This is a genomic window from Candidatus Nitrososphaera gargensis Ga9.2 (assembly GCF_000303155.1).
GTDB lineage: Archaea > Thermoproteota > Nitrososphaeria > Nitrososphaerales > Nitrososphaeraceae > Nitrososphaera > Nitrososphaera gargensis.
The window spans coordinates 1135625-1161428 of record NC_018719.1 but is presented as its reverse complement, the minus strand read 5'-3'; the positions used below and the strand labels follow the sequence as shown (position 1 = coordinate 1161428).

Below are 25804 nucleotides of genomic sequence, written 5' to 3'. Positions count from 1 at the left end.
CATGTTATGATACTATGGCAATCAGATCCCACACCCTTTCAAAGCGACCTATGGCTTCAAGGCTATGTGCGTCGCTTCCCAGATGGAAGCGGACGCCATTCCTCTTGAAAACCTTCAGCCAATCGTTTGGTGGTGCATGGTACTTGGCATTAATTTCAACTATTTTGTTATTTGCCGCCATCAGCCGCGCAAGGCGCCCTACCTCATCTTCTTCAAGTGCAAAGGAATTTTCAGGGAAGAGATGGCCGATGACGTCGACGTTTTTGTTTTCAATGGCTTTTTCCAACGCGTTTAACCAGATCTTTTTGTCCGTGTAGCGCGTGTGGAAGCTTGCTACCAAGAAGTACTTTTGAGCGCAGTATTCGGGGCAATCGATAGAACCATCGGCCAAGATCTTGGCCTCAAATCCCGGAATTATCTTTATGGCATTCTTGTTGTCGTCTGCACTATTGATTGCAGATTCCACTTCCGCCAGATAGCGCGGTATCCATTCTGATGATCTTCTAACATGCTCTGTGAACGCAATTGCCTTCAAGCCCATTTTTTCTGCCTGCTTTAGAGCATTCTGGACTGTAAGATCAGCTGACGAGTGATCGTTGTAGTTACAATGGACATGGTAATCCTCTTTGATGTTGAGCATAGAAGTGTGCTTCGTATTCAAATCTGCTATGATACTATTATTATGGCAACCTGCTCCTTGACACTAGAGATAGTTAGCAAAGAAATTACAGTAGAAAAATACTGTGCTGATCTCTGATATCTGACAAATAGATTCAAAGTCATTCATACATGACTTGGAAAGGAGCATTCGCACAGTGGTGGTGCCGGGCGCTGCAAGTCCGGCCGGCATAAATACAATCAAGGCGCTAAGGATGGCAGGATTCAAAGGAAGAATCCTTGCAACAGATTCTTGCCATCTGGCGGCCGGCTTTTTCATTGCTACCTCTTATGAGGTAATGCCCAGAGTCAACGACGAAAAAAATTATGCCAACAGGCTCTTTGACCTAGTCAGCAAGCATAAAGTCGAGGTTCTCATGCCGTCTTCAGGGTATGACATTTACCCTTACAGCAAGTACAGGAGACAGTTAGAAGAGATGGGGGCGAAGGCAGTCGTCAGCGACTTAGAGAGCCTCGAAACATGCTATGACAGAGTACTGACCTTTAGAAGTCTTTCTGAGAAGTTCAGCTGCATATTGCCGCTTACAACGACCGATCCATATGAAATAAAGGAATTCCCAATTTTTGCAAAACCAAGGCGGGAAAAAGGCGGGCATTATGCGGCAAGAATTGATGATCAGAATGACCTCAATTATTTTATTTCCAAATTCAAGAACGAGAACAAAAGGGGAGACATAATATTTCAAGAATACCTGCCCGGCACCGAATATACAATCGACGTTCTTTGTGACCTAGAGAAGAACCCGTTAATTGCAGTTCCCCGGATCCGGTTGGAGACAACTGCAGGCATCTCAACAAGAGGCCAAGTAATGCGCAATCCAGAGATTGAGCAAACCTGCATGAGCATTGCAGAGCACATCGGCATCAGAGGACCCTGCTGCATCCAGATGAAAGAGTCCTCAGAAGGAACCATGAAGGTCACAGAAATCAACCCCCGGATGGGAGGTGGCACCATATTTGCAGCGCTGGCTGGCGCAAACTTTCCAGACATGATACTTAAGATGGTAGAAGGAAAAGCGGTCGCGATTCCCAAGATCTCGGAGATTACCGTAGTCAGGTACTTTGAAGAAATAATTGTACAAGGCAGAAAGCAGCTGATGCCACGCCAGTGATATAATATAACACCTATACCTACGCAGCCGACGTTGTTGTCACTTTGCCAGCCAAGCCTCTTGCCGCTGTCTTCTGCGCGCCTTCTGCAATGTCTTCCACAATGAACTTCTTTATCGCAAATGCTTCCGCCATGCCGTCATGCCTCACTCCTATCTTGCCAAGCATATACCTTGTATATGCAAGTGACGTGAGTGCATTAGGTTGCATGTACCACTTTTTGCCCTGCGTGTTATGGGCGGCCACGCTCTTTATCTTTAGATCAATGTATCGAGTAATGTCTACGTAGGCATTGGGTATAAAGCATGGATTCGTTGAAGGGATTACTTCGTAAAACAAGACCTGTCTTACATCCTGGGCTGCCTGGGTTACGCAATGACTTACGGACTCGTGCACCTGATGATAGTCAAAAGGACTGTGAGTGTAAAGCCTGTCCGGGCCTATCTCCTCTATCGCTTTTCTGACTAATTGCTCAAACTCGGCAGAGGGCCTGTTCAGTTTGACAACAGGGTAATCCAGAATATGAAGTTTTGCTCCTAGAATTCCTGCAGCGGTCTTGGCCTCCATCTCCCTTATTTTTGGATCTCCTGATTGCCCGCCAATTCCAAGACTGCATATGACCATATGCACTTCATCTCCCCTATCGCCATGCTTGGCCACCGTCCCTGCCATCCCAAGCTCTACGTCGTCAGGATGGGCGCCAATAGCCATTACAATTCTTCGGCCTGTTGTCAAGTGATGGTTGCTGCCTCCTGCATTATGCAGCTCATCATACCATCTCCACCTCGTCTAAAAGCAGCAGCCTGTGGCTTTCGTACCTCTCTTCCGCAACATCCAAATCGCCGGTCTGTATTCCAAAATCTCTTTTGGCCGGGAACATGATAGTAGGCACAAAATTAGCATTATTGTTGACCTCATACATCAGTATGCTTCCAACCCCCCTGCAGGCTATCAGCGTGGTTCTTGCAAGGATCATGTGGTTGTGGCTGGGGGATTTCCAGTGAGGCATTATGACAGCAGAGGGACTAATTACCTTAATGTGGGCGTTGATCTTGTCTGCATTTGCTTGGGTAATTGCAGAGTAGTCAAAGCCGTCGACGAAATGGATTTGGGAAATGCCAGCATTATCGAGCAATGTCTCTTTGGGCCCTTCTTCCTCTTTTTTGGCAGACATAAATGAGACCGGAGTATTGCTCACAACGATGGCGTGCACTTCGTGACCGGTAGCTGCCAGCTTGGATATTGCAACAGAGCAGGCTGCTTTTAATTCAAAGAGCGAAGGAGCTACCACCGCCACCCTCATCTGGCTTGCTGCTGCCTCCCGGAGATGCGAAAACAGAATCGATTGATTTTTTGTTGTTGATGATGGTTCATGACTCAGATGAAGTTGCAAATGACGAAGTCGGATGCGGATACGAGGAAGCATCTGCTGCCGCAGTATGAGAATGCTGCGGCAGTGCTGTCGCCTTTGTCCAGATCCTTGGTTCTGCCATTCTTTCACCTGTGCCTCTTGCCCAAGTAGTGCGTGGCAGTATCACTTCGCTCCTTTCCATTATCCTGTCCCTGTACTTTATCAGATCAGTTAGCATGATCTCGACGGTTTCTGTGATGCGCCTCGTGGGGCGGAATCCAAGATTGCGCAAATGCTCGCGATCTACCTTGTAGTAGTGATCCTCCTTTTCTATTCTGGGATTCGATATTGGCTGTATCTTGACGTCAAGTCGAAGCTTTTTGCCTACTTGGACCACATATTGTGCAAGCTCGCTTACGCTGTAAATTTCGTCCAGCTGATTGAACACGCGGTATTCGCCCCTGCTTGGAGGATTCTCTACCGCTATTCTTATGCATTGCACAGAATCAATCAGGTCAATAAAGCCCCTCTTTTGCCCTCCTGAGCCATATGGAGTCAAAGGATGCCCTATGACGGCCTCTGCGCAGTATCTGTTTATTACGGTTCCAAACCACTCGTCAAAGTCGAATCTTGTCATCAATGAATCGTCCACCATTTCTGCAGTCCTTGTACCATAAACTACTCCTTGCATGATGTCTGTAGAGCGAAGCCGCCACATCCTGCAGGCAAAGTGAACGTTTCCGCTGTCATGCACTTTGCTCAGGTGGTACAGGCTTCCCGGCTGCCTTGGAAAAGGAAGTGTATCTTTCCTTCCTCTAAATTCTATTTCAAAAAACCCTTCAGGAATATCTACATTAGGAGTGCCATATTCCCCCATTGTCCCGAGTTTGACCAGATGGCAATCAGGGACATACTCTTTCATCGCATACAATACATTGAGTGTTCCCTCGATGTTGTTATGCTGTGTATAAATTGCATGCTCGCGATCTATCATGCTAAAAGGGGCTGATGGTTGCTCAGCCAAATGTACTATCGAATCGGGCTTTGTTTCTCTGACGACTTGCTGCAGAAAATCATAGTCCAAAAGATTTCCTTCATAAAACGAGATATCTTTTTCGTGAATTTGCTTGAAGGAGCTGATCCTTTCTTCCATGTCCAAGATAGGAATGGCAGAAGTGGAACCTACGGATTCAACATTTTTTCTCCTTTCAAAGTCATCGATACCACTTACATTATGACCCCTTTTTGCCAAATGCATTGCCAAGCTCCAGCCTATGTATCCATCTATCCCTAGGATGAGAACATTCATTGCAACTAGTGTCACTACACAAATATTAACAAATTCGTTAGTTTATTAGATAAATTGTTTAATGAAAGTTAATGCATAAAAAATCAATGGATTGCCGTCTCTATAAGACTTACAGCTGTTCATATGGCACCCATTGATGATCGAGAGATATTTTATCTCTAATTAAATGCAGAAATTTTTGGTCGGTTTTATATCATGACTGATGTGAATTTCTGCAGTTGCAGAAAAGAATTAGTTTTGCGCGATTTGTATACAGACTCTCGCGCATGCATTTCAGTGTTTTGTCCCGATGTGAATTGCCAACAGGATCTTTTCTTTGAACTCTGCCTTGCAAATAGGGCACAGGTACAATTCTGCCCTGCTTGCATTTTGTCGACGCACAGAGTGCGCCTCTATTTTGACCAATTGTCTGTTGTCCAACCTTGACAGACCGGTCTTATTAGCCTTCAGGAGAAAGCAACGTTAAGAAAATAATGATAGTAATAGCTCCCAGTGCGGCTGATGCTCAGGAGCCGGTTACATCATTGCAGACTTGCGCCTGCGAGTTGCGGCGCGGCCTTTTCTTCCGGCCTTGACTTTCTTGGATCTACGCGTTGTTGATCTTTTTTTTGCCATTGGACTATTCCCGCATCTATGTTATTAAAACAGTCGCATCAAACAAGTACAGTGATGCGACCGAGATACAGGCGATTGCTAACATAGATAGATTTTTTCCTATTCGTACACCGGCGTGCCATCTGACTTGAACTTCTTGATCCTTCTTGTTGTTCCGCCGCCCGAACTGCTGCTTGCGGTAGAATGCGATTCTGCCGCTTCCGCCGGCTCCCGGCGCTTGCGCGCTCCTCTTGCGCCAAAACAGACCGCCACAAGGAAGGCCATTATTCCAGTCATTACGGCATACATGAACATCGCATCGGCCATAGGACATGACTGGTCGATTGTCGAAGATAAAGTTATCGCACGTTTTGCAACTATCATATAGACCCGCGGCATCTCATTTCAGGTTGGCAGAAAGCGATGTCAGGGTTAGCCCGGTGAGCAAGCCGTTCATAGTGACGGCAGTAATCCTTGTCTTTGCTGGCTCGATCATTGGCTCCTTGTGGATGATGTCACTTCTTGGATTGGATCTTGCTTTTGCCCGCGGCGCATTCTCGCTGCATAAATCCTTCCAAGTTGACGGCTTTCTGACACTGATCATAATGGGAGTAGGCTACATGATAGTCCCAAGATTCAGAAACGTCCAAGTGCCATCAATCAGACTGACGTATTTTTCGTTTCTACTTGTTGCGTTTTCAGTAGCGGCTTCGATTGTCTCTGCAATTGGAAGCGACCTGTCGGTGCCGGGCGCATTTGCGCGCGCCGCCGGCGTGTCAATATTTGCAGCCATCACACTATGGACGCTCAGGATCCACCCAAAGCTTTTGCGGATAGCTGATTATTTTATTTCGCTGTCAGTAATCACGCTACTTGCAATCAACGGAATCCACCTTGCAGGTTATTCAGCAGGCAATCCATTGAGCGGAGTGCAATTGCTGCTACTATTTCCGGTGCTGATGATATTTGGCGTAGAGTACAAAACCTTACCTTCCTTTATCGGCTTTATTAGGCCCAGAAAAAGGCTGTCGGCGGTTTCTTTTGGGCTTGCCGCGATATCAGTAGTTCTTGGCCTATCTTCAGCTTTGCATGGCGATCCATTGCTCGCAATAGCCTTTAATGTAGCATTGCTTGGATGCGCGGCGGCATTTGCCGGCGCTGTGTATATTTTTGGCGGCTTTGACAACAGCGAGATCATGCGCCTAATACATGGCGAAAAGAAGGCTCGCTACATGTACACGATACAGCATTCAAGGCTGGCATTTCTATTCCTTTATGCGGGCATTGCAGTCGCAACGGCGTTTAACGTCTCCAGCAGCTATATGCTTTACGACCTTGCCATACACTACACTGCTATCGGCTTTATCGGGCTTACGATCGCGCTTTATCTGCCCCTCATGCTGCCGCCGATAACTGGCAGGATGATCCGTTTTACAAAGTTCAATAGCGTGCCAGTGTTGTTAGTCATCCTCGCGCTTGCGGTGCGCACTGCCGGCGACGTCGCTATAACAACGCAGGTCACATCTAAAGAAGTATCCTACCTGCTGATGACATCAGGATGGCTGGTAGTTGCGGCATTGTCTACGTTTGTAGCCATGATCCACAGATCCATGAAAGAAGAAGATAACGTGATCGATGGCAATTTGTAGAACTATCTTCTGTATTGTGTCACCACTTTATTTTTAAGCTAAAAGTAATGAACCAAGATTCCAGTTATGAGCAGTATCAAATATAGAATTAACCATAACCCGGTGACCTACGATCACCGGACAAAGACATATCGCGTGGGCGATCACGCATTCGAATCATACCAAGATGCCAAGTCCAGGCAATGGCAGTGCGAAAAATGTCACCTCGCTTTTGCCAGCTTTAAGGAGCTGAGGTCTCACAAGACGAACAACCATTCATATTAAATATATAATATGGATTGCATCCACAGACCCTGAAATCTAGGGGCCGTTGTCTAGCTTGGCAGGATGCCAGCCTCGGGCGCTGGAGGTCGCTGGTTCGAATCCGGCCGGCCCCATTATCTTAGATATGTTGTATCATTGGTAGTGCATGCGTTGAAATTAGCGCAAATAGCTTGTTCTACATGATATTCGCAGTTACTGGCCTAGGTGCGGTAGTGATGTTTTTGCGTTCTACAGTAAGCAAGTCGGGACAGAGAAAACGGCTCGGCACGATTTTAAATATTTTCATTTGAAACATAGGATGCAGTTTTGTCATTGATACGGACATGAAAATAAATAATAGCCAATGCGAGTAAAGGAAAAGCAGTGCCCGCATCAAAGAAGGTTAGCCTAGCTTGGCAGATCATTTTCATGTTCCTACCGATAGTTAATTTCTAGGCTTTTTACAGAATTAGAAAGCTGCGAAGATACTATTGTACGTTATTTTGCCAGAAATAGTGCTAACAGTTGCAGTGGCTGCATACTATTTTGATGATACATCAACAAATAATCCCGCCTCATTAATTCAATCATCGATCATTCCTAATGCGATAGGCATGGGTCTTTTCGGCTTTTCAATCTATTTAGTGATAACTGGTCACAACAGCATAACAGGCAGTACGACCAGCCAGCTGCACAATTAACCAGTCCATCTATGTAGTAATAGAAATTATCGGCCCTTCAATCAAATGCCGACCCCGCCAAGACAATGCATAAAGTGACAGTCAAAGCATAGGCCGCATTTTTTGGTGGTTTCTCTGATATGACATATATCGCACTTTTCACCAGTCACAATACACGTAGCAGAACGACATGAGATACAGAATTTAGTTACCTCTTTATTATTAGTAAAAACTAGTTATGATTGCGGTTTTATGTCGCTGGTTCGAATTTGGCCGCGATGCTATTTGTTTTGCTCTGCAGTTTGGTATTGGAAGCTGATAACCGATCTTCTTCCGTCAAAAGAATATTCTAGAACATGCCATCAGTAGGTATATTATAGATCATGCTGGTGCAAAAGAAAAAAGTGGCTCAAAAGAAAAACGTCCGTTACGTTTGCAAAAGATGCAACATGTTGTTCTTCTCGCATCCAGATGTAATAGAGCACAAGGCCATGACGGACACAGGGAATACGAAGAAAGCGAGCGCAAGCAGTGAGATTTCTGCGCGAGCAAAAAACCAGCATTATTGATATTCTATAAATAAGCAGTAATTGCTGCCGATCATATTGTTGACCACAACAACAGAGGGCAAAGCGCCAAAGGTGACCGAAGCTGTCAAGACGGTGGCTATTGATGTCGACTCTGTACTTGCCGACGTGATGCTAGTCTGGGCAGACGAGTACAGCAAGCGGAGCGGGACGCGAGTTACGAAAAAAGAGATCATCAGGTGGGACATCCCCACAGTACTGCCGATAACTCCAGACACGGTCTACCGCTACTTTAGCCACGTCTGGAAACATAGGTGGCGCGAAATACCCCCGACCGAGCCCAATATCGGCGACGTCACAAAGCGCATCCACCGCAAGGGATACAGGATCTCGATAATCACAAAGAGAGAGAGGCCTACAGTGCCCTACGTTGCCATGTGGCTTGACCTGCACCGTGTCTATGCAGATGAGTTGCTTTTCATCTATGATTCTGTGCCAAAGGCCAGCTACCCGTTTGATGTGCTGATAGATGACGCGCCAAAGAACCTTGTAGACATTACTGCCCCCAAGTCGGCGATACTATTCAACCAGCCGTGGAATAAGGACTTTGAGTGGCCAGTGAGAGTGAATTCCCTAAGCGAGGCAGAAAAGCTGCTCTAGCAGCTGTTATAGTAGTGGTCGCAGCCGCACACGCCGAACAGGCACTTTGAAAAGCCTTGTATATGATATTTTGCTGGATGCCCGCAGGCACATGTCTTTTCCCGGCTGAAAAGGTTGTTGAGTCGTAGTCCGCTGTGTGGCAGTGCCATTGCATTGTGGTAGAGTTCTTTGATATATTTTACATAAGCGTCGTTATTGTAGAGCATTGTATGAAAAACTATTGTGCCAAATTTTACTGCTGCAATAGTTCTATCAGCGCGCGGTTTATGAGCGACGCAAGTCCGACGTACTGCGTAAGCATAGTCACCGCAGAATCAAGCGCATCCGGCCCTCTAAAGCCTTCGTCGTACTTCATTTCCGCTGTTCCTTTGTCGGTTTCTACCAGCACGGTGAGGAGTGAGTAATCGCCAAGCCAGTCGTCCTTGCGCTCGATGAACTGCCTCATCTCTACCCGTTTGATGACAAAGCCCTGATTTTTCTGCTCGCCTTCTGCCAAAATGACCTTTACCCTATCAGGCGGCCGGCTGATCCTGCCCGGATCGATGTCGCTTACCCTCTTCATTTATAATCGAGGAACCTTACCCATTCTGGGAACCACAGGTTGTTCTCAGGCACACCAATGCCCTTTGCCAAGACCGCCGGCGAGTTGTAATATACAGTGTCGGAGCCTATCTCCCTTGCGACCTTCTGGTTCAGCTCGTTGATGGAAGACACTTCGCCCACGTACTTATTTGCAATAAGGTCGCGGTTTTGTGTATACAGTCCAACCTGCCTCCCATCTACGGTCGGCACGTAGCTCACGACGACATCTATGCACTTTGCGCCGGCGTTCTTCAGGTAGTATATTGTCTCTCGCGTGGTGCTGCCGGTCTGGATGGTGCCCTGCACAGTCGCTATCTTTTTTCCCTGAACGAGGTTCTGCATGACGAACTTGAGCGACCTGCCGGTAGTGAGCAGCTTGTTCTTGCTGACCTGCTCTGAAAAGTCGATCATGTGATCCGAGTCGTCATACCTGTCCTTGATTATGCCCTCTGCAATCTCGAATCCCTTAGAATGCTTTTGGTACTCAAGTCCAAAGCCGAGGGTCATGGGGCGCGTGTAGTCAGGCTCGGCGTAAGCAGAATCAATGTCCAGATCCTTTGACAAGAAGTTGGCCTGCTCTTTCCCAATGTTCTTTCGGATCTGGTAGACACTCTTGCCGTTGACCGTCGCCACGACGTTTGACTCTCGTATGAACTCAAACGGGTCCATCATCATCTTGATGGTCGATGTGCTGGCAATGACTTCAAGCCCGCTCTTTTTGCTCATCTTTAGTAGCTGGCCGGGCATGACGTCAGAAAACTGCATATCGATAAGTGACGTCCTGAGCGAGTTCTCTGATGCGATGATGTTGAGTGTCTTGTCGTAGTTGGTCGCAGTCACGAGCGGCTTGAAGCCTGTGCTGTCGCGGTATGCGTAGATCTCGTCGCCCACCTTCACCAGGAGGTTGCCCCTCAGGTGCCTGTCCAGAAACTCGGCTGCGCGCTCAGGGTTCTTTTTCTGGATCAGGAGCTGGATGAAAATGTGGTAGATCTTGAAGAGCGAGTCAGAGTCACGGGCCGGCCCGATGTATGGGTGCAGGTGCAGCTTTTCAGTGTCTACAAAAAAGCCGTCAAACGCGACCCAGATGTTGTTCATGCTTGGGAACGGCGGCGGCCTCTTTGAGAGATAGCCTATGCCGTTGTTTCCATGCAGCTTTTCCTTCTGAGCAATCCTCAGTATTGCATCGTCTGCCGGGAGCCATCCTTCTGCGCCGGTGGCGGCATTGCCCACCATCATTTTCCAGTATGCCTTGCCCCGGTGCTGGAGCATCCTCATCGAGTGGGCAAGGTAATAAATGATGTTCTTGTTGTTCGTGCCGTGGCTGTAAACGGCGACAATGCCGGCCAACTACTACTTCCTCTCTCTTACCTTTCCTCAAAGTGGCTCAGGATAAAAATCTTGTCAGCTGTCGCTCGGAGCGAAAAACATCCGGTTCTGCCTTTCATACCTTGCGATATGGTCTTCAAGCTGCAGGGTGAGCCCTATGCTGTCCAGACCTTCAAGCAAGAGTTTCTTGCGGAACTCGTCTATCTCAAAGTGCATCTTGCGGCCGCTGCCTGCCACCACCACAAGCTGTTCTGCAAGGTCAATCTCAATGTCAAGGTCCTCGTTCTTGAACAAATAGTCGACTTCGCTGGACTTGAGCCGGACAGGCAGTATGCCGTTTTTGAAGCAGTTGTTGTAGAAAATGTCTGCAAAGGACGGCGCGATTACAGCCCGAAACCCGTAGTCAAAGATTGCCCACGCGGCGTGCTCGCGCGAGCTTCCGCTTCCAAAGTTGTCCCGGGCAAGCAGGATCTGCCTGCCGGAATATTTTGGGTTGTTCAGCACAAAGTCGCTCCTTGGTCTGCCGTCCCTATCAAAGCGCCAGTCGTAAAACAGGTACTTGCCAAAACCCGTCCGGTTGACAAGCTTCAGAAATTGCTTTGGAACTATCTGATCGGTGTCGACGTTGACCCTGTCAAGCGGGGTCGCCTTGCTCTTGAGCACTGTAAAGGGTTCCATCTACTACTAGAGCCACTCCCTCACGTCCACAAAGTGCCCTTCAATCGCGGCTGCGGCGGCCATGACAGGGCTTACGAGATGCGTTCTGCCCCCTGCCCCCTGCCGGCCCTCAAAGTTGCGGTTTGAGGTGCTTGCGCAGCGCTCGCCGGGCCCAAGGATGTCAGGGTTCATGCCAAGGCACATGCTGCATCCAGACTCGCGCCATTCAAAGCCGGCCTCTTTGAAGACTTTGTCAAGACCCATCTGCTCTGCGGCCGCCTTGACGTGCTGCGACCCGGGCACCACCATAGCCCGCACGTTTGGCGAGACCTTTCTTCCCTTTACGACCATCGACGCTTCAAGCAGGTCTTCAAGGCGTGAGTTTGTGCACGAGCCGATGAACACCCTATCCAGCCTGACATCTGTCATTGGCGTGCCCGGCTCTAGCGCCATATATTCAAGGGCGCGTACTGCGGCTTTGCGCTCGTTTTCGTTTCCCTTTGCAAACTCGTCGGGGTGCGGCACCGCGCCGGTAACGTCTACTACCATTCCCGGGTTGGTCCCCCAGCTTACTTGGGGTGCAAGCGAGCCGACGTCAAAGCTGATCGACTTGTCAAACTTGGCGTTTGGATCCGTCCGAAGGCAAGACCAGTATTCAACCGCCTTTTCGAACTGCTCGCCTTTTGGCGCGTAGCGCCTTCCCCTGATAAAGTCAAAGGTCGTCCTGTCAGGCGCTATCAGGCCGGCACGCGCGCCTGCTTCAATAGACATGTTGCATATCGTCATCCTGTTCTCCATCGAGAGCTCGGACATTGCCTCGCCGCGATACTCTAGCACGGTGCCAGTGCCACCAGCAGTCCCGATTGTCCTTATCACATAGAGTATCATGTCCTTGGCAGTCACGGCGTGAGGGTTCCTGCGCCTGCCTTCAAGGTTTATCGCAAACGTCTTGGGCTTGTCCATCCACAAGGTCTGGGTGGCAAGCACGTGCTCTACCTCGCTCGTGCCTATGCCAAGCGCAAAGGCGCCAAAGGCGCCATGGGTCGAGGTGTGGCTGTCGCCGCACACAATCGTGGTACCTGGCAGTGTCAGCCCAAGATCTGGACCTATCACGTGCACAATGCCCTGATCGGGGCTGTGCATATCAAAGAGTGTAATGCCAAACTCTTTGCAGTTTTGCGCAAGCGTCTGGATCTGTATAGACGAAATTTGATCTACTATTGGAAGCGACCTGTCGCTTGTTGGCACGTTGTGGTCCATGGTGGCAAATGTCAGGTCTGGTCTTCTGACGCGCCGGTTGTTCATTCGGAGACCGTCAAACGCCTGTGGCGAAGTGACTTCATGCACCAGGTGCCTATCGATGTATAGCAGTGACAGACCACCGCCTTCCTTTTCGTAAATAATATGACTGTCCCAGATCTTCTCAAATATCGTCTTAGGCAAACTGCTAGGGAAAAATCAGCTAAAGGGTGATATAAAATAAACAGAGACTGCACCGTTTGGACAAAACTTCATTATATAGAAACCAACTCTACTTATAGTGGGCGAGATCGACGTCCCCGTAGCTATAGGTCTGACAGTCGGAATCGCCTTGTGCTTTTTCCGCGATGTTTGCAGCGTCTGGCGGCAGCGGTACAGAAAGAGTGTCGTCTATTGTAACTATACCCGCTGGCTCCTCCAGCGGCAACAAGAACTTTGAACCTGAGGTTATCAAGGTGATAATCGGCGTCAACAATACGGTCAGGTGGATAAACAAGGACGACGTGCCAAACGCAGTTGTGGCAAGCAACGATGACGATTCAGTTTTTCAATACCATCAGCGGAAGCGGACCCAACATCTTGGTGCCGGATGGGTTCTTTGAATTCACATTTACGAAAGCAAGCAAGTATGAATACTATGACATGCTGCATCATTGGATGCAGGACACTGTCGTAGCGCTAGAGCGTGGCGCGCTAGACGACCGGTACAGGGAATTGGTCGATACGAGCCTGAGGTAGAAGATACAAAATACGCCGCTCACCACACGTGTCGGCCAGGTAGGTGATATGGTACAGGTAAATGCCGTGCAGAGTTTTATCGTCGAAGATTCCAATTCTGTCAGCGCATATCCGGTGTATCCTACTTGAAGCGACAACAATAAAAATCCTAGCGCAGAGAAATTAACTGACAGACAGGGCAACACAGTGCCGCACAGTCCAATCCTTCACGAAACGGTGCTTCCCGCATTTGATGTCGATTGTCTGCATACTGAAATTACCGTCGGGCAGGACGGATCTATCAATGGGTCTTCGATAGATAAGGAAACCACCGCGCACTATCTCAAAGATCAGCACAGAGCGTGACAGCAATATGACAGGCATTCTGCACTACAGCTATGGCCTCGGCACAGTCGAGCCGGATGAAAACGGCATCTACAGACTCACCTTTGTGACACCTTGTGAGGCGCAGGTAGAGCTTTCAGACGAGCTCGATATGCTATCGTATGAAAGGAGCAATTGCGTAGCCGACGACGGCAACTTGACGATTCCACACTTTGACATAATTTTTAGAATTAGCAGATAGTTTTAAATCAGGTAAGGTCTCTTCAATGCAATGTAGTATATATGCACCCTCAGGACAAGAGATATCCCGATTACATTGCCGACCAGATAAAGAAAGGAACCACTACATGCGCCTTGACATGCAAGGATGGTGTGGTGCTTGCGGCCGACACCCGCGCAAGCGCGGGACTCTTTATCGCCGACAGGCACGTCATGAAGATCCAAAAAGTTGACCAGCACCTTGCAATGACCATAGCCGGCGGCGTGGCCGACGCGCAGAATCTTGTCGACACGATGCGCTACAACGCCAACCTCTACCGCTTCCAGAACAAGGAGCTTATGCCAGTCAAGTCTGCTGCGAGGCTCTGCTCAAATATCCTCTTTAACCAGCGATACTTTCCATACTATGTCCAGATAATAATGGCAGGTTACACGAAAAACGAGGGCAGCCAGATCCACAACATCGACCTCTTTGGCTCGATGACGACTGAAAAGTTCATTTCCACCGGCAGCGGATCGCCTGTTGCTTACGGCTATCTAGAATCGGAATACAGGGACGGCATGAGCGTTAACGACGCGTACAAGGTAGCGATGCAGGCGATAGCAGCTGCAATCAGAAGAAACGCTGGAACCGGTGACAGCATCAACGTAGTCATTATCGACAAGAACGGCTACCGCGAGTTGTCAAAGGAAGAAAAAGCGGCAGTCGGGGTAGTCTTTTAGGCTACTCCACGATATCCGCGACCCTAAAGCCGGAACATTATCTTATTTCATTCATGAACAGGCTGCTATCAAGCCTTGAGAACCTTGACAGATCTATCTTGGCTCCCGGCTCCGTTATTTCTCGGATGTAGCTTCCAGCCTCTGTCTGGGTCCACCACTCTTCCCCGAACCTACCCTGCAGGTGGTGGTCAAGCTCGGCAGCGCGAACTGCCGCCAAAAGATAGCTTGGCACATACATTATCGCGTCCGGCAGTATGTGGTGGAGCATCCAGTACTCGCCGGGCATTTCAAGGCCAGTGTATTCCTTTATCAAGTTTGCATAAAGGTCGCTTGCCTTTTCCATCGACAGTTTCTTTCGCCAGAATTCTGCCTTCATCAGCGAGTTGGCAGTATAGAACGTGACAAAGAACAGTTCCATAAAGTTGTTCCTCTCCTCGATTTCATCAAGGACCCGCTCGTCATGCACTCCAAGCGAAGATAGGTACTTTTTGTTCTTTGTCAGCCTTTCCAGAAATATCGAGAATACCTCGGCTATGCCCATCGAAAAGCCGTATCGGTCCCAGTACTTGGCCCGCGAGCTTATCGATGAGGCATGCATTGCGTGCCCCATTTCGTGGTAGCACCCCTGCAGGTCAAAGTATGGGCTTTCGCTCTTGTACAGCACGCGGATGTCACTTGGCACCTGCACGAAAAAGCATATCGGTGACGGGTACTTGTTCTTCCTATCCTCCGTGTCAAAGTGGATCGGCGATAGGTCAAACTGCATGGCTGCAAGCGTGCGCCGGACTTGGTCAGGCGGGTTTACTCCGGCAAACTCCTTTTCAAGGTCAGCATACACCCTGTTGCGGAAAAAGTAAAAGTCATCGTAATATTCCGCGTCTCTTCCTAGCACTTTTTTTGAAATGGTCGCAAGCGCTTCCTGAAAGGGCTTTTTTGCCTGCTGGCCCATCGACTTTACGAAATCGATCAGCTGCGAATACGAGACCTTCTCGTTCTCCAGGTAGCCATCAAGCGGGCTCAGCTTCTTGCGCGAGTATTCGCTGTAGATTTTTCCCATCTGGTCAAACCGGGCCTTGATGGTTGGTGAAAGGTACTTTGTCTTGGAGATGAACTCGTCAAACACCTGTTTTCTCTTTGCAGGGTCTTTTTGGGCGCTGTTGAACTGCCGCCACGTGCTCCAGCTGACCGCAGCCCCTCCAAAGCGGTGACGCGAAGAGACTACCTTTTGGTTGCGCAGATTGTACAGTTTGAGCTCAAGCTTTTTTGTAGTCGAGTCTGCGATGTTTTCAAGCGAACCTAGGAACAGTTCCCTTGGTTCTGTAAACGAGCCAAGAAAGGTTTTGGCGCTCATGGCCTTCATCTCTGCCAGCTGCTCTATCACGCGCTCGCTGTGCGGTAAGCCGGCGTACTGCTTGTAGCGCTCGTCCGCGTCTGCAATGTAGATCCGCTCGTCTAGCTGGCACCACTGCTCTAGGTTCATGGCTTGACAAAAGCACTCGATCCAATTTTAAGTTTGACCGCTTGAGGAGATCGATATTTAAGATTTTGTCCAAACGTTTGGATCAAGTGTTATATCAACTCACGACCAATTTTACTTATGTCTAGTGCCCATTACCCAGCTGTAGCAGCAGGCAACAAGGGGATGTCTAGGCGCGACTTTTTGAAATTGATGGCAGCCGCCGGTACCGTAATGACTTTTGCGCCCTTTGTTGACTGGGGCAAGTTTCTGCCAAACAACAGGGCAAACGGGGCAGAAAAGACGAAAATAGAGATCAGGGGAGGCGAGCCGTCCAACATCTACTCTTTCAAAGTAAACCATTCAGAGGTTGTGATCTACCCAAAGACCGATGACCCGGTGCTGAACACAGAGGCGTTCCGCACCTGGCAGTTGATAAGGCTCCCGCTTGAGCTTGGCGGAGGCAAGAACGATGTCTCAGCGTTTCGACTTTACAGCATGGTTTGCCTGCATTTGTGGTGTCTATGGAGGTACGAGTCAAAGCTGAACATGATAGCATGCCCGTGTCATGCAAGCGCATACGATCCTCTCACCGGCAAGGCTTATGCAGGGCCTGCGTCGCTTCAGAGCCCCCCTTCAAACGTGCTGCCAAGGCTGGACCTTGAGGCGGACGCAAATGGCGACCTGTGGATACTACCTCCAACGTGGGACGCTCGCAAGAATGGTGTGGTTGGGTATGGCAGGCATGTCGCCTAAGACTTTTATCCCTCACAGGCGTATATTGTGCTGTTGCTCCAAGCAGGAGGTTTACTCCGCTGAAATGAGCACGACGAAAAGCCTGAGTCTAGCAGTTTTCCTATTTACTGCTCTGACCCTGACACATGCGGCGTTTGTTGACTACCGTTCTGGCGCGACCGAAACACACCCGCAACAGTTCAAGGCAGTGCAGGACAACAAGATGGCCAACCAGATGTTGTACCTTCATACCAGAAAGCTTGCCGGCGCAGAGCTGTCATTTGATTTTTTTGGTGCCGGCGACCGACGCGACATCATCTGGCGCGGCCTTACCAAGTCAAAGTGGACCGAGAATGGGCTTTGCTGCGGCGTGTTTGAATTGCTTGTCAAGATGAAGGGAGGCAGGACCAGAACGATACTCTTGAGGTCGCTCCTTGGGCCAAAGAACAAGCTCCAGTTGTCGCACGAGCTTGGTATCGATTGGAAGGCAGTCGACGGCCACATATCCAAGCTGCTGCAGTACGGGTTAGCGGCAGAGGTCATGGCTGTTGGCACATGCCGAGTCTATGCCATAACACAGAAGGGCAGGCGCGCGCTCGAACTGGCAGATGAATGGCAGGAACCTGACAGCAACAATATAGAATGCACCTAATAAAAGGTATTTACGGTGCATAGTGCTGATTATAGTATGGCAAGACCATTAGGAGTACTTGATATCCTGATCATAGCAGCTCTTATCATCGTGGCTGCGATAGTGATCTATTTCCTGTGGCCGCTCGTCATAGCCATTATAATCATTGGCGCGGCCTACTACATCTACAAGTGGTACAGGCACAAGACATAGTAAAAAAGGGGAAAAAGAGAGCGCTTACGCGCCGGCCATGTTGTTGCGGAGTTCTATCCCCCTGTGATCGTCGGAGGCTTCGGCAGCGGCCCTGTGTATTTCTGACATAGCGCAGCCCATCTGAGCCTCTGGCTTGCCCCTTCTCATCAGGCCCCTGTAGAGTCCTGCTTCGAGGGTCTGGCCGTGGGCCTTCTCCCACTCTTCGACTGGGATGCTATACTTCTTTTGTATCCTGTCACGGTACCATTCTGGAATGACATTGAATGCGCAGAATGGGATGATTCTAAGGTCTGGCGTCAGGTAGTGGATGTCGCACCTCTGGAGCCTCTCGAGGTCTTCGTTGTACTTGTCTTGGAAGTGCATCATGCCGAGGAACAGCGACCTTACGTGCCATGAGCCCACAGAGTCAAAGTTGCGCTTGAGCAGGATGCTCGAGAACATCTTGGCAAGGTCCAGCCCGCGTGGCTGCTTATCCTTGTTGACGAACTGCTTTAGCTTGCGCACGACTTCGAGCATCGCCCAGTATCTGTTGGCGCCTGACTTGATCTCGTCGGCTTTTTCTTCAAAGTATTCAAGCACGCCCTTAATGTCGACAAAAGATGTCAGCGGTATCAGCTTCTTTGTGTCCATATCTTCAAAGACATATGTTCCTGCGCCACATGCAAAGTGTATCGATAGCTCGTACTTTGGCTTTTTGCTGAAAGCCTCGATGATGTTTGTCATGGGCATGCATGACGGAACCGGGAACCAAGCATCCTTTGAAATCTCGCCGTTAGTCTGTTCTTCAATCCTTTCGATGCAGTCTGGGATCGTGATTCTGTACTTTTCACGTTCTTTCTTGCCCATCCTGCCTGTGAGCGACACCGGCTGGAAGTTGACTGCGTGCACCACGTCGAGGTTCTTTTGGGCATAGCGTATGATACTGCCCAGCTCGTGGTCATTAATTGACTTGATGACCGTCGGGACGAACACCACTGTCATTCCGCACTTTCTTGCTGATTCCAGCGTGTACGGGATTTCCCAGTGGTTCTTGGGGTTTGTCCTTGGGGTTACGCCATCGAACGAAAGGTAGAGGTTGTTAACACCTGCCATCCTTACTTGGCGCATAGTTTCTGGCGACATGGCCAGTTTGATTCCGTTAGTGTTGAGCTGGACATGGTCGACGCCCTCCTCTTTCATTATCTTGATGATCTCCGTAATGTCGTCGCGGAGCATCGGCTCGCCACCGGTGATCTGGATCGAGTTGCCCGCGATCGGCTTTTCTGCCTTGAGCGTCTTCATCATGGCCCTTACCTGCTCCATGTTTGGCTCGTACAGATAAGCGCCTTCAAGGCCCTTCTTGACGTAGAAGAAGCAGTACCAGCACGTCAGGTCGCACCTGTTAGTGATGATCATGTTTGAAAGTCCAGAGTGTGAAAGGTGGTTGGTGCAAAGTCCACAGTTGTTTGGACATGAACACTTGTCTATCATCACGTTTGGAGCGTGCGCACCCTTGCCATCCATCCAATATGTGCTGAATTTCTTGTACATTTCGTACGAACCGAAATAGAGCTCCTCGCATTCGCCGTGCGTCGGGCACGTCTTGGTCATAAAGACCTTGCCACCCCTTTCAAAGACTTCTGCATCCAGAATCATGTTGCAGTCCGGGCAGATGCTTTGAGTAAACCTTATTGTCCGCCTAGCGCCTACGCTTTTGCTAGACATGTTCGAAATTTGGATTAGGTCCATACTACTACCTTAATGGACACAATTTCCATTTTCTATATAAAGCTAACCTACTAATTCATACGGTGAATAGGTTAAATTCTTGCACACAAATTGCAAGAAAGACTTGAGATTTAGACTGTCCCTCTGGAATGGCTTTGCAGAGCATCTTAATATAGCACGCGCCCTCAGTTTGAGAAGAATTGAGCATTAGCGACAGGTCAAGGAAGGCCATGGAAAACCTTGGCTTGACGAGCTACGAGATACGTGTGTATCTCTCGTTGCTTGATAGCGGCGCCATGACCGCCGCAGACATCTCGAAAAAATCCGGCGTGCCCTATTCAAAGATCTATGAAGTCCTCAACAGCCTTGAGGAGAAGGGATGGCTCGAGTCGGATAGCTCTCGCCCGCAAAAATTCTTCCCCAAGTCCCCTTCAAGCGCGCTTGAAGCCATGAGGATGCGACACGAGAACAATTTCCGCGAGAGCCAGAGCACCATTGTCAATGAACTGATGCCGATGTATACCAAGAGTGGGATGAAGGAGCGCCCCGAGATATGGGTCGCAAGAGGGGTCTTTAACATAGTCGCCAAGGTCAACGAAATAGTGCAGAACGCGCGGCAGGAATTGCTGGTCGCGCTGCCTTTTGTCGCGGTAGACGTAGCCAAGCCGCTCCAGCCGGTGCTAAGGACGCTGCATGATAAGGGCGTCAAGATACACATCCTTGCATCCGCTAAGATAACGCCGGAAACGATCAAGGCACTTTCCAGAGTTGCAGAAGTGAGGCTGAAAGATGGGCTTTTTGGAGGTGGCGTCATAGGGGACGGCAAGCAGGTCGTGTTGTTGCTTGGAGAAGGCACAGGGGACGGCGGCAGTTTTGAGCCGATAGCCATCTGGGCGGATCATGCCGGCCTGGCAGGATTCGCCAAGGGCTACTTCCAGTACCTCTGGGAAGATTCGGCAGAAAAGAAAAAAAGTAAAAAACGGCGTTATATGCGAAGGGATAAGGTTAATAGAGTTTGGCGAGAACAGATAGCGCGTGGAGACTGCCGTTGCAAAGAAAAAGCCAACAGGCTACGAGGAAGAGCTTTTTGTAGGCACGGCCGAGTCAGAGCACGTCGAGATGTACCTGAAGGCCATATGGTACATCCGCGAAAGAGGAGAGGAAGTCAAGGTAAGCTCGATAGCCAAGCTCCTTAACGTCACCCAGCCATCCGTTGTGCAGATGCTCCGCAAGCTTGATGGCTCGCAGCTCGTTCGCTACAGCAAGGGTAGCGTGGAAATGACCGGCGAAGGCGAGCGCATCGGCAAGCAGATGATGCGAAACACGCGGCTGCTTGAAGTCCTGATGAAGGACGCGCTCAAGATAGAGATAGACGAAGAAATGGTCTGCGGCATAGAGCACCACATGAAAGATATTTTCACGGACGCGCTGTGCACGCTGCTAAAGCACCCGAGGAAGTGCCCCCACGGCCACACGATCCCGCGTGGCAAGTGCTGTTCGTAGATTTTTATGTCGCAGACACCTCATTTTCGATGTGGACAAGCAATGACTAGACTAGCCCTACTGACCTGATGAGGAAGATCTTGAGTAAGGAGTTTGTCCACCCACCTACCCACTCTCTCATAAACTTGATAAATGGCTACCGCCCCCTCATACTTACCTTGGTTCAGATAGAAACTACGGCTTCGCTGGAGAGCTTTAGAAAGTTTATCATTGTAAGCACCTGCAGATCCTTCATACCAGAAAGTTACCTGCGCGACTATGAAGTATTCCCCGAGCGCGAAGAGGGTCCCGGCGCAATCTACATCGAAGCGGCAGACAAGGTCACGCTGAAGAAGATAAGAGAGATGACATTTGTGAACGCAAAGGAGATCCTTGGCATCATTTACTCGTCAAAGAGCGGCAACACCCAGTTAAAGTGGAGGCAGGTACGCAGGCGCGGAGGCAAGGTGCAGGGCTTTGCTTCGCCCAACGCGCTGGTCAACCTAGTCGAGTCTGGCGTGCTGACCCAAGAATGGGTCGACAACTACTTGAAGTCAGTCCAGAATCAAGAGCGCGGCAGTGAAGACTCTTCATCTCCTTCTTCCTCCGTGACTGAAAGCGAAAAGACAGTATGATAGTAAAGCCGAGCGGGGCATCCACCAACGCTTTTTTTGTCATCCCCGAAGACGCGGACGATCTATTTACACTGCGGAGAATTATAGAAAAGGACGACCACGTAATCGCAGACACTACCCGCGTGATCAAGCAGGTAAAAGAGTACGGCAGGCCGGACAAGGGCGAGCGGGTCAAAGTGCGCGTTTCTATCAGAGTGGAGCAGAGTAAGCTTGACGCCGCAGTCGACCGGCTCAGGATAACAGGAGTCATTGCAGAAACCGACAACGAGATGGTAACAAAGGGGACTCATCACTCGCTCTCTGTGCAGGCAGGCGATATGATAACCATAGACAAGGGGAGGAAGTGGCAGGAGGTCGAGCTCAGGATGCTCAATAGGTCTGGCAGCAATGCCAGCTTTATTCTGGTTGCTATCGACACACAGGAAGCGGCGGTCGCAAAGGTTTCCGGAACGCATGTCAAAGTCATCCCCAACATCTACTCCGGCCAGAGCGGCAAGCGCTACCAGACCAAGAACAACCCCAACATCGAAATCTATTTCACAGACATCGCCAAGACGGTTTCTTCAATCATTGGCGAAAACGACAAGGTGATCATATTTGGCCCTGGCGAAACCCGCCGGAGGTTCTTCAACACTCTAGTTGCTAGGCAAGAGATCCCAAGGGACAGGGTGCAGGTAGTTGACGGCGTGGACGTTGCCGGTGAAGATGGCATATTCGTGTTCCTGCGCTCGCCAGCGATGAAGGAGGCCATGAGCGCGAGCAAGCTGGCTTCGGTATCTTCTATGCTTGATCGGGTGATGCTGATGGTGAACAGGGGAGAAGCCAAATTTGCAATGGGCATGCAGGAAGTGTCCCAGGCGGCCGCGATGAAGGCGGTAGAAGCAGTCGTGTTCTCGGATTCGATCTTCAAGACTGCGGCAGATGAGGAGCAGGTGGTAAAGCTGCTCAATTCAATTGAAGGCTATGGTGCCAAGGCGTTCGCGGTGGATTCGTCGACTGACATTGGCCTTCGAGTCTCATCGCTTGGCGGCATTGTGGCGCTTCTTCGGTACGCCATCCGTTGACTCCGCCAACCACGACAGGTACGGCCTTGAAACATCCTGCATTTTCAGCTCCACTATTTCCGGCACTTCGTAAGGATGCAGCCTTGCGATTTCGGCCTTGAGCCTTTTCGCAGATGTTGCAGTCGTCTTGAAAAGAGCAACGAACTCCTTCTGGTCTTCTATCTTGCCGCGCCACGAATAGATCGATCGAATCTGGGTGAAATTGACGCAGGCACATAACCTGTCTCTGACAACCTTGTCAGCAACGTCGACTACAGACTTTTCGCTTGGAAACGTGGACAGGATAATGGTTCCACTGCTAGCCATAAGTTATGGTTGCGGCGTGCAATTAATTAATTCTTTTAAGCAGACTATAAAAGAACTAATTTTAATTTCTATATGTATGCTCCACTGGAAACTTGCACATGCACATATACGCACGGGTCATTACAGCGTTTCGCACAGCGGATTTGCCTTCATCACGATAAAGTCTTGGTTCGCCATGTTCTTTGAAACGACCTTTTCATAATCCGCTTTAGAGCACGCAATGACCACGGTGGTCTTGTCTGTGTGGTAGAGGTCGAACGTGGGCCCTTGGTGGCGCTCGACATCGCCGATATAGTCCTTGACCTTGGTCTCAAGCGATGACAGCAGTTCGATCTTGTCGCCCCTCATCTCATGCTGGTCAAGCGTCCATGCTATGGCAACTTTTGTCCTACTGGCCTTGAGGTCGCGCTTTTTGAGGGTGGCCCGTATCTGGTCAATTAGGTACTTGACATAGCCTTCGATGCCCTTGATGCTGCCGTTGACCAGGTACATCAGAGGCCCGGTGCCATCAAGCGACGACCCTATTATGCGAAGATCGTACAGCCCGCCGGTCACGTCGTCAATGTAGAGATCGGCAAAAGTGCCCTGCATAAGCTCGCTTCCAATGTTGCTGTCGGCCGCCTTTTTGCAGATTTCAAGTATACTGGCCATGCCAGAGTAGTGGCTCAATGTCTTTATTACATGCGCAAGTTCAGCAGAATTGACGTCCACAAAGATCAGCTTGCGGCGCGTGTCAGGGTCGTGGAGCATCTTGGACAGGTGATTATCCTGCTTTGACTTGACCGATCCTATCAGTGTCTCAGAGCTCGCGCTGGTAAAGGTGCTCATCGGCAGATAGTAGTATGACACGTCCTTGTCGACGGACATTCCGGTCATGTGCTCTATCAGAGCAATGTTTTCGTTGTTGCCACCTACCCCGGTCGGCAGCATATAGACTACAGAGGCGCCCCGCTTGAGCGCCTTGATCGCGTCCTTGAACTTGCTCGTCACGTCGCTTTTCACGTCCGGACCCACCTTCCTTACGCGCGGAGCAAAATAGACGTACGAGGCGTTGCTCACTGCTACGTCTATCGGCTCCAGATCAAGGAGCGGCTCGTCCTCTATTAACGAGCTTACGTTTGGATACGTCCTTGCGATGTCGGGCTTGAGCGAAATCGCCATCCTGACCGATTCGTCTATCAGCGAGACCTTTGATCCCTTGATCGCTATCGAAGATGCTATCCGATATCCTTCGGTGCTCAGGCCATAGACTGCAACAGAAGATCCTCCTGCGCTCAAAGTGTCGACTGAGCTCCCCCGTTCATCCCTACGTTATACCTCAAGTGGTCTACAAAAGGTTTTTCCATTGGCTTCCGGCTACAAGTCATGCTTGAAGAAAAAGATCTGGTTTGACATTTTGACCCCAAAGCAGGTCATGTTTTTCAGGCGCGCAGTCACTCTGCTTCGCGACTCTGGCCACGATGTGCTCTGCACTTCAAGGCAGTACAGGGAGGCAATCGAGCTGGCTAGGATCAAAAAGCTTGATCTCATCGTTGTAGGGAGCCACGGCGGAGCCGACAGGTACGGCAAGCTGCGCCAGAGCGCCAACAGGACGTTTGAACTGGCCGAAGTGGTAGAGCGCTTCCGGCCTGACGCAGCCGTCACCTTCGCATCGCCGGAAGGAGCTAGGGTTGCATTTGGTCTCGGCATAAAGCACATTAGCTTTAACGACTCGCCTCATGCGGAGGCCGTTGCAAGGCTCACTGTCCCGCTGACAAGCAATTTGCTCTGCCCGTGGGTCATACCATATTCAGCCTGGACAGGGTACGGCATTGCAAAAAAGGACATTACCCGTTATCATGCGCTTGACCCGGTGGCATGGCTCAAGCATGACGAAACATCTGAAATCGAGCAGGACAAAAAGAATACGATACTCCTCCGGCTTGAAGAAAGCAAAGCATCATACATTGCAGATAGAAAACTTGGCACTGCCAAAACGATCGACGACTTTGTGAACGACCTGTGGCAATCGGCCAACATCGTGATGCTCTGCAGGTACCAGGACCAAATAGCAGAGATAGAGGCGCGCTATGGCAGCAAAGTGCAGGTTCTAAAAGACGTTGTCGACGGCACCGCGCTCATAAAGTCTATCCATCTCTTTGTCGGGGCAGGCGGGACGATGACTGCCGAAGCTGCTCTCTTGGGCAAGCCCACGATATCGATAGCACCACTCCGGTTCCACATCGAGAAATACCTTGTAAGGTCAGGCTTGGTCAAAAGGGCGAGTAATTCCAAGTCTCTCGTAAAGATGGGCAGGAAAATGATCTCTGACGAGCATTACATGAAGGCGCAGAAGAAAAAAGCCGCGCGGATACTGGCAAGGATGGAAGACCCGACTGACAGGATGATTAACGCCTTAAGATTATAAGGACGTACAAGATAGTTCAAGGTACGCCCGGAAGCCCGGTGGAGGAAAAGAAGATCTTTTTCCGCTGAATGTAGTGGCCAAGCATAGGGGCCTTTGGAGCCCTTGACCCCAGTTCGAATCTGGGCCGGGCTATTGTTATTTTATTATTACTGCGTGTCTGCATGTGCCAGTTTCCAGTGGAGCATGCATATAGAAATTAAAATTAGTTCTTTTATAGTCTGCTTAAAAGAATTAAAGAAAGAGGATCTGTGCGTTCTGGTATTCATCAAACAGCGAGCTGGCAACGATCTCGCCTATCCTGCGCCGGCTCTCCTCGACCACGGGTTCTATCAGGTCCTTGGTGATGATATCCTCTTTTTGCCCAGAGAAGAACCCGAGCACCACAACCAGAGGCTTGCCGCTTCCGCGCGTGCATAAGTACAGCAGCTGCCTGTCCCCGACGCCGATGATGCTGCATCCCGATAGGTCGGCTGGGTATTCTATCAGTCGCGTTGATTCTGCAAGGACGGATTCCATCGAAAATCCGTTGCTAAATGGT

At 49.8% G+C, this 25804-nt stretch carries 30 protein-coding genes and 2 tRNA genes; 18 read left to right on the top strand and 14 right to left on the bottom strand.

Features of this window, described 5'->3' with window-relative positions; genetic code table 11:
- Window positions 1-4: 4 nt before the first annotated feature.
- Window positions 5-640, bottom strand: coding sequence for a PHP domain-containing protein (locus NGAR_RS06905; protein ID WP_015018963.1), 636 nt, complete (start codon window positions 638-640; stop codon window positions 5-7).
- A gap of 154 nt (window positions 641-794) precedes the next feature.
- Here NGAR_RS06905 and NGAR_RS06900 point away from each other — a divergent pair, with 154 nt between their 5' ends.
- Window positions 795-1790, top strand: coding sequence for an ATP-grasp domain-containing protein (locus NGAR_RS06900; RefSeq protein ID WP_015018962.1), 996 nt, complete (start codon window positions 795-797; stop codon window positions 1788-1790).
- Window positions 1791-1809: 19 nt separating this feature from the next.
- Here NGAR_RS06900 and NGAR_RS06895 read toward each other — a convergent pair whose 3' ends face one another.
- The 4 genes from NGAR_RS06895 to NGAR_RS06880 form a co-directional block, all read right to left on the bottom strand.
- Entirely contained in the window at window positions 1810-2523 is a 714-nt protein-coding gene (locus NGAR_RS06895) for a PIG-L deacetylase family protein (protein ID WP_015018961.1), read from the bottom strand.
- Window positions 2524-2557: 34 nt separating this feature from the next.
- Window positions 2558-3091 carry a hypothetical protein gene (locus tag NGAR_RS06890; protein WP_015018960.1) on the bottom strand — a complete coding sequence of 178 codons (534 nt, stop codon included), beginning with the start codon at window positions 3089-3091 and terminating at the stop codon, window positions 2558-2560.
- A gap of 67 nt (window positions 3092-3158) precedes the next feature.
- Window positions 3159-4448 (bottom strand): UDP-sulfoquinovose synthase, encoded by a 1290-nt coding sequence (agl3, locus tag NGAR_RS06885; RefSeq protein ID WP_015018959.1) that lies wholly within the window; start codon window positions 4446-4448, stop codon window positions 3159-3161.
- Window positions 4449-5162: 714 nt separating this feature from the next.
- Window positions 5163-5441, bottom strand: a complete 279-nt coding sequence (locus tag NGAR_RS06880; protein WP_148681099.1) for a hypothetical protein — start codon at window positions 5439-5441, stop codon at window positions 5163-5165.
- A gap of 11 nt (window positions 5442-5452) precedes the next feature.
- Here NGAR_RS06880 and NGAR_RS06875 point away from each other — a divergent pair, with 11 nt between their 5' ends.
- From NGAR_RS06875 to NGAR_RS06860, 4 genes are all read left to right on the top strand, one after another.
- Window positions 5453-6691, top strand: a complete 1239-nt coding sequence (locus NGAR_RS06875) for a hypothetical protein (protein WP_015018956.1) — start codon at window positions 5453-5455, stop codon at window positions 6689-6691.
- A gap of 303 nt (window positions 6692-6994) precedes the next feature.
- Window positions 6995-7068 (top strand) — tRNA-Pro (locus NGAR_RS06870).
- Between the two features lie 369 nt (window positions 7069-7437).
- The gene (locus NGAR_RS18390; RefSeq protein ID WP_148681098.1) at window positions 7438-7635 is read left to right on the top strand and encodes a hypothetical protein; all 198 of its coding nucleotides are present in this window, start codon (window positions 7438-7440) and stop codon (window positions 7633-7635) included.
- Between the two features lie 587 nt (window positions 7636-8222).
- Window positions 8223-8801 carry a 5' nucleotidase, NT5C type gene (locus NGAR_RS06860; protein WP_148681097.1) on the top strand — a complete coding sequence of 193 codons (579 nt, stop codon included), beginning with the start codon at window positions 8223-8225 and terminating at the stop codon, window positions 8799-8801.
- 232 nt (window positions 8802-9033) lie between these two features.
- Here the strand turns inward: NGAR_RS06860 and NGAR_RS06855 are convergent, their stop codons facing one another.
- The 4 genes from NGAR_RS06855 to leuC are packed head-to-tail and all read right to left on the bottom strand — an operon-like array spanning window position 9034 to window position 12809.
- Window positions 9034-9363: a hypothetical protein gene (locus NGAR_RS06855; RefSeq protein WP_015018951.1), complete on the bottom strand. Its 330-nt coding sequence runs from the start codon at window positions 9361-9363 to the stop codon at window positions 9034-9036.
- Window positions 9360-10730 (bottom strand): amidophosphoribosyltransferase, encoded by a 1371-nt coding sequence (locus NGAR_RS06850; RefSeq protein ID WP_148681096.1) that lies wholly within the window; start codon window positions 10728-10730, stop codon window positions 9360-9362. Before NGAR_RS06850 ends, NGAR_RS06855 begins: the two co-directional genes overlap by 4 nt.
- 54 nt (window positions 10731-10784) lie before the next feature.
- Window positions 10785-11387: a 3-isopropylmalate dehydratase small subunit gene (leuD, locus tag NGAR_RS06845; protein WP_015018949.1), complete on the bottom strand. Its 603-nt coding sequence runs from the start codon at window positions 11385-11387 to the stop codon at window positions 10785-10787.
- Between the two features lie 6 nt (window positions 11388-11393).
- On the bottom strand, window positions 11394-12809 hold the full coding sequence (gene leuC, locus NGAR_RS06840; RefSeq protein WP_015018948.1) for a 3-isopropylmalate dehydratase large subunit: 1416 nt from the start codon (window positions 12807-12809) through the stop codon (window positions 11394-11396).
- A 164-nt stretch (window positions 12810-12973) separates the two neighbouring features.
- Between leuC and NGAR_RS06835 the strand changes: the two genes are divergently transcribed.
- The 4 genes from NGAR_RS06835 (at window position 12974) to psmB (ending at window position 14630) form a co-directional block, all read left to right on the top strand.
- Window positions 12974-13228 carry a cupredoxin domain-containing protein gene (locus NGAR_RS06835; protein ID WP_015018947.1) on the top strand — a complete coding sequence of 85 codons (255 nt, stop codon included), beginning with the start codon at window positions 12974-12976 and terminating at the stop codon, window positions 13226-13228.
- A complete protein-coding gene (locus tag NGAR_RS17370) occupies window positions 13206-13364 on the top strand; it encodes a cupredoxin domain-containing protein (RefSeq protein WP_187147707.1) in 159 nt (52 codons plus the stop codon). The genes NGAR_RS06835 and NGAR_RS17370 overlap by 23 nt, the downstream gene beginning before the upstream one ends.
- 352 nt (window positions 13365-13716) lie before the next feature.
- The gene (locus tag NGAR_RS06830) at window positions 13717-13929 is read left to right on the top strand and encodes a hypothetical protein (protein ID WP_015018946.1); all 213 of its coding nucleotides are present in this window, start codon (window positions 13717-13719) and stop codon (window positions 13927-13929) included.
- Between the two features lie 41 nt (window positions 13930-13970).
- Window positions 13971-14630, top strand: coding sequence for an archaeal proteasome endopeptidase complex subunit beta (psmB, locus tag NGAR_RS06825; protein WP_015018945.1), 660 nt, complete (start codon window positions 13971-13973; stop codon window positions 14628-14630).
- Between the two features lie 37 nt (window positions 14631-14667).
- Here the strand turns inward: psmB and NGAR_RS06820 are convergent, their stop codons facing one another.
- Complete coding sequence (locus tag NGAR_RS06820) at window positions 14668-16110, bottom strand: M3 family metallopeptidase (RefSeq protein ID WP_148681095.1); 1443 nt, start codon at window positions 16108-16110, stop codon at window positions 14668-14670.
- Window positions 16111-16227: 117 nt separating this feature from the next.
- Between NGAR_RS06820 and NGAR_RS06815 the strand changes: the two genes are divergently transcribed.
- The 3 genes from NGAR_RS06815 to NGAR_RS17365 all read left to right on the top strand — a co-directional run bounded on the left by NGAR_RS06815 (window position 16228) and on the right by NGAR_RS17365 (window position 17665).
- Complete coding sequence (locus tag NGAR_RS06815) at window positions 16228-16842, top strand: QcrA and Rieske domain-containing protein (protein WP_148681094.1); 615 nt, start codon at window positions 16228-16230, stop codon at window positions 16840-16842.
- A gap of 64 nt (window positions 16843-16906) precedes the next feature.
- Window positions 16907-17473, top strand: a complete 567-nt coding sequence (locus NGAR_RS06810) for a helix-turn-helix domain-containing protein (protein WP_015018942.1) — start codon at window positions 16907-16909, stop codon at window positions 17471-17473.
- A 36-nt stretch (window positions 17474-17509) separates the two neighbouring features.
- Entirely contained in the window at window positions 17510-17665 is a 156-nt protein-coding gene (locus NGAR_RS17365) for a hypothetical protein (protein WP_187147706.1), read from the top strand.
- 24 nt (window positions 17666-17689) lie between these two features.
- Here the strand turns inward: NGAR_RS17365 and tes are convergent, their stop codons facing one another.
- A complete protein-coding gene (gene tes, locus NGAR_RS06805) occupies window positions 17690-19393 on the bottom strand; it encodes a tetraether lipid synthase Tes (protein ID WP_015018941.1) in 1704 nt (567 codons plus the stop codon).
- 179 nt (window positions 19394-19572) lie between these two features.
- Here tes and NGAR_RS06800 point away from each other — a divergent pair, with 179 nt between their 5' ends.
- The 4 genes from NGAR_RS06800 (at window position 19573) to NGAR_RS06785 (ending at window position 22553) form a co-directional block, all read left to right on the top strand.
- Window positions 19573-20568 (top strand): TrmB family transcriptional regulator, encoded by a 996-nt coding sequence (locus NGAR_RS06800; protein WP_015018940.1) that lies wholly within the window; start codon window positions 19573-19575, stop codon window positions 20566-20568.
- Window positions 20492-20875 (top strand): metal-dependent transcriptional regulator, encoded by a 384-nt coding sequence (locus tag NGAR_RS06795; protein WP_148681769.1) that lies wholly within the window; start codon window positions 20492-20494, stop codon window positions 20873-20875. The genes NGAR_RS06800 and NGAR_RS06795 overlap by 77 nt, the downstream gene beginning before the upstream one ends.
- 158 nt (window positions 20876-21033) lie before the next feature.
- On the top strand, window positions 21034-21489 hold the full coding sequence (locus NGAR_RS06790) for a hypothetical protein (protein ID WP_015018938.1): 456 nt from the start codon (window positions 21034-21036) through the stop codon (window positions 21487-21489).
- Complete coding sequence (locus NGAR_RS06785) at window positions 21486-22553, top strand: mRNA surveillance protein pelota (protein ID WP_015018937.1); 1068 nt, start codon at window positions 21486-21488, stop codon at window positions 22551-22553. Before NGAR_RS06790 ends, NGAR_RS06785 begins: the two co-directional genes overlap by 4 nt.
- Here the strand turns inward: NGAR_RS06785 and cutA are convergent.
- Window positions 22506-22859, bottom strand: a complete 354-nt coding sequence (gene cutA, locus NGAR_RS06780) for a divalent-cation tolerance protein CutA (protein WP_015018936.1) — start codon at window positions 22857-22859, stop codon at window positions 22506-22508. The genes NGAR_RS06785 and cutA overlap by 48 nt on opposite strands.
- Window positions 22860-22979: 120 nt before the next feature.
- Window positions 22980-24137 carry a hypothetical protein gene (locus NGAR_RS06775; protein WP_015018935.1) on the bottom strand — a complete coding sequence of 386 codons (1158 nt, stop codon included), beginning with the start codon at window positions 24135-24137 and terminating at the stop codon, window positions 22980-22982.
- Window positions 24138-24204: 67 nt separating this feature from the next.
- Between NGAR_RS06775 and NGAR_RS06770 the strand changes: the two genes are divergently transcribed.
- Together NGAR_RS06770 and NGAR_RS06765 are read left to right on the top strand one after the other, a co-directional pair.
- A complete protein-coding gene (locus NGAR_RS06770) occupies window positions 24205-25266 on the top strand; it encodes a DUF354 domain-containing protein (protein WP_148681093.1) in 1062 nt (353 codons plus the stop codon).
- Between the two features lie 32 nt (window positions 25267-25298).
- A tRNA-Gln gene (locus NGAR_RS06765) sits at window positions 25299-25398 on the top strand.
- A 99-nt stretch (window positions 25399-25497) separates the two neighbouring features.
- On the opposite strand, the gene NGAR_RS06760 is transcribed toward NGAR_RS06765, so the two are convergent.
- Window positions 25498-25782 carry a hypothetical protein gene (locus tag NGAR_RS06760; protein ID WP_015018933.1) on the bottom strand — a complete coding sequence of 95 codons (285 nt, stop codon included), beginning with the start codon at window positions 25780-25782 and terminating at the stop codon, window positions 25498-25500.
- Between the last annotated feature and the right edge of the window lie 22 nt (window positions 25783-25804).